At 57.8% G+C, this 7723-nt stretch carries 8 protein-coding genes and 1 pseudogene; 7 read left to right on the top strand and 2 right to left on the bottom strand.

Features of this window, described 5'->3' with window-relative positions:
- Window positions 1-149: pseudogene (locus tag M0974_RS08445) on the top strand (threonine dehydratase); the annotation flags it as partial.
- A 65-nt stretch (window positions 150-214) separates the two neighbouring features.
- Window positions 215-643 carry a DUF2269 family protein gene (locus M0974_RS08440; protein WP_297835261.1) on the top strand — a complete coding sequence of 143 codons (429 nt, stop codon included), beginning with the start codon at window positions 215-217 and terminating at the stop codon, window positions 641-643.
- A 105-nt stretch (window positions 644-748) separates the two neighbouring features.
- Here M0974_RS08440 and M0974_RS08435 read toward each other — a convergent pair whose 3' ends face one another.
- Window positions 749-1405 (bottom strand): HAD family phosphatase, encoded by a 657-nt coding sequence (locus M0974_RS08435; RefSeq protein WP_297835257.1) that lies wholly within the window; start codon window positions 1403-1405, stop codon window positions 749-751.
- A 142-nt stretch (window positions 1406-1547) separates the two neighbouring features.
- Between M0974_RS08435 and M0974_RS08430 the strand changes: the two genes are divergently transcribed.
- Together M0974_RS08430 and ptsP are read left to right on the top strand one after the other, a co-directional pair.
- Window positions 1548-2027, top strand: coding sequence for an RNA pyrophosphohydrolase (locus M0974_RS08430; RefSeq protein ID WP_297835263.1), 480 nt, complete (start codon window positions 1548-1550; stop codon window positions 2025-2027).
- A 22-nt stretch (window positions 2028-2049) separates the two neighbouring features.
- Window positions 2050-4329: a phosphoenolpyruvate--protein phosphotransferase gene (ptsP, locus tag M0974_RS08425; RefSeq protein WP_297835254.1), complete on the top strand. Its 2280-nt coding sequence runs from the start codon at window positions 2050-2052 to the stop codon at window positions 4327-4329.
- A gap of 128 nt (window positions 4330-4457) precedes the next feature.
- Here the strand turns inward: ptsP and M0974_RS08420 are convergent, their stop codons facing one another.
- Window positions 4458-5204 carry an NRDE family protein gene (locus M0974_RS08420; RefSeq protein ID WP_297835252.1) on the bottom strand — a complete coding sequence of 249 codons (747 nt, stop codon included), beginning with the start codon at window positions 5202-5204 and terminating at the stop codon, window positions 4458-4460.
- Between the two features lie 112 nt (window positions 5205-5316).
- Here M0974_RS08420 and M0974_RS08415 point away from each other — a divergent pair, with 112 nt between their 5' ends.
- The 3 genes from M0974_RS08415 to thyA all read left to right on the top strand — a co-directional run.
- Complete coding sequence (locus tag M0974_RS08415) at window positions 5317-6102, top strand: sulfite exporter TauE/SafE family protein (RefSeq protein ID WP_297835250.1); 786 nt, start codon at window positions 5317-5319, stop codon at window positions 6100-6102.
- Window positions 6103-6138: 36 nt separating this feature from the next.
- Window positions 6139-6951, top strand: coding sequence for a prolipoprotein diacylglyceryl transferase (gene lgt / locus M0974_RS08410; RefSeq protein WP_297835247.1), 813 nt, complete (start codon window positions 6139-6141; stop codon window positions 6949-6951).
- A gap of 52 nt (window positions 6952-7003) precedes the next feature.
- Window positions 7004-7723 (top strand): thymidylate synthase (thyA, locus tag M0974_RS08405; RefSeq protein WP_297835246.1); only part of this gene is annotated, 720 nt, incomplete at its 3' end.

Raw genomic sequence — 7723 nt, 5'->3', positions numbered from 1 at the left:
GTAACCACGGCGCGGCGGACGGTCGGGTGGTGGCTGGCTTGGTGGTGCCGGAAGACGAGCGTCACCTGATTCCGGCAGCATTAGCGGAAATCGGCTACCCGTATTGGGATGAAAGCGAAAACCCGGCTTACAAATTGTTCCTGGGTTAACGCCCCGGAATTAGCCGACGCGCTGCTAAGCTGACCAACACGGTCTGAACAGGGATTCACCGAAAATGGAACATTTCAACGCTATTAAAATCGTCCACATGATCGCCACCGTGCTGTTTTTCCTCAGCGCCTTGGGGCTGGTGGTCGGGGTTATTCGTGGCCGTCGCGCTGGCGACCTTACCGCCCAGCGTCGCACCCTGCAACGGCCCTGGCTGTTCGCCTGGATCTTGATGGCCCTGTGTTTGTTGACCTTGCCGATCAGCGGCTGGTGGTTAGTGCATTACGCAGGTTGGCCATTGGGTCAAACCTGGTTATTGGCCGCAAGTATTCTGTACGCCCTCGGGACGCTGAGCTGGGCATGGCTGCTGGTGCGCCTCAACCGCCTGCGCGTCCCCACCGTCATCGGCCACCCAAGATTCACCTTGGCCCTCGCCCTGTTTTGCGGGGTGTGTTTTATCGCCATTGCGGGGTTGATGGGGGCCAAGCCGGTTTAAGCAGGCAGACCGCGTTGCCCCCTTCGCGAACAAGTTCGCTCCCACAGAAGATTGCGGTCTACCTGTGGGAGCGAACTTGTTCGCGAAGGAGTCATTCGAAACGACTTAACTCCTAAGGGTAATCACCGGCCAGCCACGCAGTTCTGCTTCGGCGCGCAGTTTTGGGTCTGGGTCGACCGCTACCGGGTTGGCGACTTGCTCCAGTAACGGCAGGTCGTTCATTGAGTCGCTGTAGAAATAGCTGTCATCGAGGTTAAACCCCGTCTCTTCCAGCCAACGGTTCAATCGCGTTACCTTGCCTTCTTTGAAGCACGGGACATCGGTAGTGCGCCCGCTGTAGCGACCATCAACGATTTCGCATTCGGTGGCCAGCAGTGTGTCGACCCCGAACCGGGCGACGATTGGTGCGGTGACAAAGCGGTTGGTGGCAGTGATCACCAGCAATTTATCGCCCGCGTCACGGTGCTTCGCCAGCAGCGTTTCGGCCTTGGGCAAAATGATCGGTTCGATGCAGTCGCGCATGAATTCGCGGTGCCATTCGTCCAGTTGAGCCATTTCAGTGCGGCCGAGAATCTCCAGGCTGAAGTTCAGGTAGTCAGTCAGGTTTAGGGTGCCAGCCAGGTAATCCTGGTAAAACGCGTCGTTGCGCGCCTTGTAGGCAATAGCGTCGAGAATGCCCCGTTCGCACAGGTAATCACCCCAGGCGTGGTCGCTGTCGCCACCCAAAAGTGTGTTGTCGAGGTCGAATAAAGCCAGGCGCATGGAGTTACTCACTGAATTGCCACGGAAAAGGCCGTCAGAATACGAGCTTTTCACAAGACTTCACATAAGCTGCGCAGCCTCGTTGCTGCTTTCATTAGCTTTGTGGAACAATGCGGTGACATGCGTTTACGAGGTTGTTGCCGTGATCGACCCCGATGGTTTCCGCCCTAATGTCGGGATTATTCTGACAAATGATGTTGGTCAGGTCTTATGGGCTCGGCGAATCAATCAAGATGCCTGGCAGTTTCCTCAGGGTGGAATCAACCCGCTGGAGACGCCGGAAGACGCTTTGTATCGCGAATTGAATGAAGAAGTTGGGCTGGAAAGGCAAGATGTTGAAATTCTCGCCTGCACCCGGGGCTGGTTGCGTTATCGTTTGCCGCAACGTTTGGTCAGGACACACAGCCAACCGCTGTGCATCGGCCAAAAACAAAAGTGGTTTCTCCTGCGCCTGGTCTCCAATGAGCAGCGGGTGCGGATGGATTTGACCGGTAAACCGGAGTTCGATGGCTGGCGTTGGGTCAGTTATTGGTATCCGTTGGGCCAGGTGGTGACATTCAAGCGCGAGGTTTACAGACGCGCCCTTAAAGAGCTTGCACCGCGCCTGTTGGCGCGCGACTGACTACGGAGTTCGACCCCGAGCCATGCTCAATACGCTGCGCAAGATCGTCCAGGAAGTTAACTCCGCCAAGGATCTCAAGGCGGCGTTGGGGATTATTGTGTTACGCGTCAAAGAGGCCATGGGCAGCCAGGTCTGCTCGGTCTATTTGCTCGACCCAGAATCCAACCGTTTTGTGCTGATGGCTACCGAGGGCCTGAACAAACGGTCCATCGGCAAAGTCAGCATGGCGCCGAACGAAGGTTTGGTCGGCCTCGTGGGTACCCGCGAAGAGCCGCTGAACCTCGAAAACGCTGCTGACCACCCGCGTTATCGTTACTTTGCCGAAACCGGCGAAGAGCGCTATGCGTCGTTCTTGGGTGCGCCAATCATCCACCACCGTCGCGTGGTCGGGGTGTTGGTCATTCAACAAAAAGAGCGTCGCCAGTTCGACGAGGGCGAAGAAGCCTTTTTGGTGACCATGAGCGCCCAGTTGGCGGGGGTTATCGCCCACGCTGAAGCCACGGGCTCGATTCGTGGCTTGGGCCGTCAGGGCAAGGGTATTCAAGAGGCCAAGTTCACCGGTGTGCCGGGTTCGCCAGGCGCGGCTGTCGGTACGGCGGTGGTCATGTTGCCGCCAGCCGATCTGGAAGTGGTGCCCGACAAATCCGTTAGCGACATCAAGGCTGAGCTGGCACTGTTCCAGAACGCTCTGGAAGGCGTGCGTGGCGACATGCGCTCGCTGTCCGCCAAGCTCGCCACGCAACTGCGCCCTGAAGAACGTGCGCTGTTCGACGTGTACTTGATGATGCTGGACGACGCTTCGCTGGGCAGCGAAGTGACCGACGTGATCAAAACCGGCCAGTGGGCACAAGGTGCGCTGCGTTCGGTGGTCAACGAGCACGTCAAACGTTTCGAATTGATGGACGACGCTTACCTGCGTGAGCGCGCTTCCGACGTCAAGGATTTGGGTCGCCGTCTGTTGGCCTATCTGCAAGAAGCACGTCAGCAAACGTTGGTGTATCCCGACAACACTATTTTGGTCAGTGAAGAACTGTCGCCGGCGATGCTGGGCGAAGTGCCTGAAGGTAAGCTGGTTGGCCTGATCTCGGTACTCGGCTCCGGCAACTCCCACGTCGCGATTTTGGCGCGGGCCATGGGTATTCCCACGGTCATGGGCGTGGTCGACCTGCCGTATTCCAAGGTCGACGGCATTCAGCTGATCGTCGATGGCTACCATGGCGAGGTCTACACCAACCCTAGCGATATCTTGCGCAAGCAGTACGCGGAAGTGGTCGAAGAAGAGCGGCAGCTGTCCCAAGGCCTGGACTCCTTACGTGAATTGCCGTGCGTGACGCTGGACGGGCATCGCATGCCGTTGTGGGTCAACACTGGCTTGCTGGCAGACGTGGCCCGTGCGCAACAGCGTGGCGCCGAAGGGGTGGGTCTGTACCGCACTGAAGTGCCGTTCATGATTAACCAGCGTTTCCCGAGCGAAAAAGAACAACTGGCGATTTACCGCGAGCAACTGGCGGCCTTCCATCCGTTGCCCGTGACCATGCGCAGCCTGGACATCGGCGGCGATAAGTCGCTGTCGTACTTCCCGATCAAGGAAGACAACCCGTTCTTGGGATGGCGCGGGATTCGCGTCACCCTTGATCACCCGGAAATCTTCCTGGTGCAGACCCGCGCCATGCTCAAGGCCAGTGAAGGCTTGAACAACCTGCGGATCCTGCTGCCGATGATCTCCAGCACCCACGAAGTTGAAGAAGCGTTGCACTTGATTCACCGGGCGTGGGGCGAAGTGCGTGACGAAGGTTTCGACGTGCCGATGCCGCCTATTGGGGTGATGGTCGAAGTTCCGGCAGCGGTGTACCAAACGCGTGAATTGGCGCGCCAGGTGGACTTCCTGTCGGTCGGCTCCAATGACTTGACCCAGTATTTGCTGGCGGTTGACCGTAACAACCCACGCGTGGCCGATCTGTATGACTACCTGCACCCTGCAGTGCTCATGGCGTTGCAGCATGTGGTGAATGATGCGCATCTGGAAGGCAAACCGGTGAGCATTTGCGGTGAAATGGCTGGCGACCCTGCGGCTGCTGTGTTGCTGATGGCGATGGGTTACGACAGCCTGTCGATGAACGCCACCAACTTGCCAAAAGTGAAATGGATGCTGCGCCAGATCAACCTGAGTAAAGCCAAGGAACTGCTTGCGCAATTGATGACCAACGACAACCCGCAAGTCATCCGCAGCTCGTTGCTACTGGCGCTGCGTAACCTCGGTCTGGCACGGATGATCAACCCCGCGTCGGTTAAAGGGCATTGATTAGGGTTAGAGCTCACTTCTAACCCTGTGGGACCGAATTCATTCGGGAAGCGGGCACCGCGGTCTGTCTGATATACCGCGCCGCTTCATTCGCGAATGAATTCGCTCCCACAGTTTGGCTGCCCACGTTAGACATCCAGCTCAATTTCCCCCAACTGCCCACCATACGGCCCAAAACTGTGTTCAACGAAATGCCGGCTACCATCGGCGTTAACGATCAATGCGCTGCTGGCGCGGGTGCCGTAGGTGGGGCTGGCGATGAAGATGCTCGACAACAGAGTCTCGGTCGCCAGGCCGACGCCGGTAGCGGGCAGCTCAGCTACGGGCGCTTTCTCTGGATCGCGCAGTAACCGCAACAATGCCGATGGTTGCGGGTCATCCAATTGCGCAGTCAGTGCCGCCTTGGCCTTCAACAGCTTTGGCCACGGCGTATCCAATCCCGCGTTCGACAGCCCGTAAATACCAGCCTCCAGTCGCTGCGGCTGCGGATCGACGGCATTCAGGTAGTAAAGCGAATCGGCTGTCCCCAGCAATAAGTTGAAGCCGCCGTATTCCCCGGCGCGCCCCGCGACTTCTGCCAGATAGTCCTCAACCGGCTGTTCGTCAGTCAGAAATCGTGCGACCAGCTCACCACGAGAGCGACGTCCCAGCGGCTGATTAGGGTCGCGAATATTGGTCAGCGCCGCAAATCGCCCTTGATTGCCGATGCCCAGCCACGTACCGCCGGCTTCTAGGTCACGCCCCGCATACACCCCCGGTGCGTCCAACCACTCGGCCAGCGGCGAGGTCGGGCGCGCATAAAACTCATCGCGATTAGCGGCGACGATCAGGGGCTGGCGATGGGTGGGGCGCCAAGCGAAGACAATCAAGCACATGCGGGACTCCTTTTTCCCTACTCTACCTCAGTTCAAGCACACTTCCATCGCACGCCGGTGGAGCTGAGGGCCGTGCTTCCGTTACCATGCCGGATTGATTTTGGGGGCATCGATGGAATTTTTGCTTTATTTGGTGCTGGGCGCCTTTGCGGGCGTGCTCGCAGGGTTGTTTGGCGTGGGCGGCGGAATCATCATCGTGCCGGTGCTGGTCTACAGCTTCACCGCGCAAGGTTTCGATCCGACGATATTGACCCACCTGGCCGTCGGCACCTCTCTGGCCACTATTATTTTTACCTCGATCAACGCAGTGCGTGAACACCACCGCCTCGGTGCGGTGCGCTGGACCATCTTTCTCTGGATGACTGTGGGCATTCTCATCGGCGCCGGTTTCGGTGCGTTGACCGCTAGGGCTATAGCCGGTCCTCACCTGCAAAAAATCATCGGTGTGTTCGCTATCCTGGTATCCCTGCAGCTGTTGGCCGAGTTCAAACCCAAGGCCAGCCGTGGCGTGCCGGGTAAAGCTGGCCTGACCCTGGCCGGAGCTTTTCTTGGCTGGGCGTCGGCTATTTTCGGGATTGGTGGCGGCTCGTTGACCGTTCCGTTTCTGCTCTGGCGCAGCGTGCCGATGCAGCAAGCGGTGGCGACCTCTTCTGCATGTGGGTTGCCCATCGCTCTGGCCAGCGCATTAAGTTTCATGATTCTGGGCTGGCATGATCCCCTGTTGCCGGTCCACAGTCTGGGTTTCATCTACCTACCAGCGCTGCTGGGGATTGCCCTGACCAGTATGGTTTTTGCGCGCTTTGGCGCGCGGTTGGCGCATAAACTGTCGCCACGCTTGTTGAAACGATTGTTCGCCGCGCTGCTGATGTGCGTTGGTATAAGCTTTCTGGTTCAGTAGCTCTAGTGACTAGAGCGTTTTAATTGAGGAGTCGCAATGCTGCCTTACCCGCAGATTGATCCGGTTGCGTTGGCCATCGGCCCGCTGAAAATCCATTGGTACGGTTTGATGTACCTGATCGGAATCGGTGGTGCATGGTTACTCGCTTCGCGCCGCATGAACCGCTTCGATCCCACCTGGACTAAGGAAAAGCTCTCCGACCTGATCTTTTGGCTGGCCATGGGCGTGATCGTCGGCGGGCGATTGGGCTATGTCCTGTTCTACGACCTGAGCGCCTACATTGCCAACCCACTGTTGATTTTTGAAGTCTGGAAAGGCGGCATGGCGTTCCACGGCGGCTTTATTGGCGTAATGATCGCGGCTTGGTGGTTCGGCAAACGCAATGGCAAGACGTTCTTCCAGCTCATGGACTTCGTCGCGCCGATGGTGCCGATTGGCTTGGGCGCCGGGCGCATCGGTAACTTCATCAATGCCGAGCTGTGGGGCAAACCGACCGATCTGCCGTGGGCCATGATCTTCCCGGCGTTCAGCGATCCGTCTCAACTGCCGCGTCATCCGTCGCAGCTGTATCAATTTGCACTGGAAGGCGTCGCGCTGTTCGCCATCCTCTGGCTGTTCTCACGCAAACCCCGTCCGACCATGGCTGTTTCCGGGATGTTCGCGCTGTTTTACGGGATTTTCCGTTTTGTCGTCGAATTCGTCCGCGTGCCGGATGCACAGTTGGGTTATCTGGCGTGGGGCTGGGTCACCATGGGTCAAATACTGAGCCTGCCAATGATCATTGGCGGTCTGGTACTGATTTGGTTGGCGTATCACCGCGCATCCGCTGTCAAAAGCGCAGCGGTTTAACACTGAAACGCCGGGCGTTTTGGCCCGGCGCGTTCATCGATGCAGGTAATTTATGAAACAATATCTCGATCTAGTCGCCCATGTGATTAAAAACGGGACGCTGCAAGCCAACCGTACCGGGGTTAAAACCATCAGTTTTCCCGGTGCGATGTTGCGCTATGACCTGAAAGAAGGTTTTCCGGCGATCACCACGCGGCGTATGGCTTTCAAGTCGGCGATTGGCGAAATGGTTGGCTTCCTGCGGGGCGTGAGCAATGCGGCGGAGTTTCGTGAGCTGGGCTGCAAAGTCTGGGATCAGAACGCCAACGAAAACGCGCAATGGCTGGATAACCCGTTCCGCAAGGGTGACGACGACCTGGGTGAGATCTACGGTGTGCAATGGCGCAAGTGGCCGGCGTACAAGCGTATCGACACCGGCAATGTCAGGGCCATCGAACTGGCGATCAGCCAAGGTTATCAGCAGATTGCCCAGTCTGAAGAAGACGGCCAGGCGTATGTGGTGCTGTACAAGGCCATCGACCAGATTCGTCAGTGTGTCGACACCATCATGAAAGACCCGGGCAGCCGACGGATTTTGTTTCATGGCTGGAACTGCGCACAGTTGGATGAAATGGCTTTGCCGCCGTGCCACCTGCTGTATCAGTTCCACCCAAATCAAGAAACCCGTGAGATTTCTCTGACGCTGTACATCCGTTCGAATGATTTAGGGCTGGGAACGCCGTTCAACTTGACCGAAGGCGCGGCATTACTGTCGCTGATCGGCCGTCTGACC

Source organism: Pseudomonas sp., from assembly GCF_026224925.1.
GTDB lineage: Bacteria > Pseudomonadota > Gammaproteobacteria > Pseudomonadales > Pseudomonadaceae > Aquipseudomonas.
Note: the sequence above shows the minus strand (reverse complement) of the source record. Positions and strands in the feature narration are given on the sequence as shown.

Bases quoted from the DNA above. Each gene is read 5' to 3' on its own strand.
- M0974_RS08440 (WP_297835261.1), top strand. From the start codon at position 215: ATGGAACATTTCAACGCTATTAAAATCGTCCACATGATCGCCACCGTG.
- M0974_RS08435 (WP_297835257.1), bottom strand. From the start codon at position 1,405: ATGCGCCTGGCTTTATTCGACCTCGACAACACACTTTTGGGTGGCGAC.
- ptsP (WP_297835254.1), top strand. From the start codon at position 2,050: ATGCTCAATACGCTGCGCAAGATCGTCCAGGAAGTTAACTCCGCCAAG.
- M0974_RS08420 (WP_297835252.1), bottom strand. From the start codon at position 5,204: ATGTGCTTGATTGTCTTCGCTTGGCGCCCCACCCATCGCCAGCCCCTG.
- M0974_RS08415 (WP_297835250.1), top strand. From the start codon at position 5,317: ATGGAATTTTTGCTTTATTTGGTGCTGGGCGCCTTTGCGGGCGTGCTC.
- lgt (WP_297835247.1), top strand. From the start codon at position 6,139: ATGCTGCCTTACCCGCAGATTGATCCGGTTGCGTTGGCCATCGGCCCG.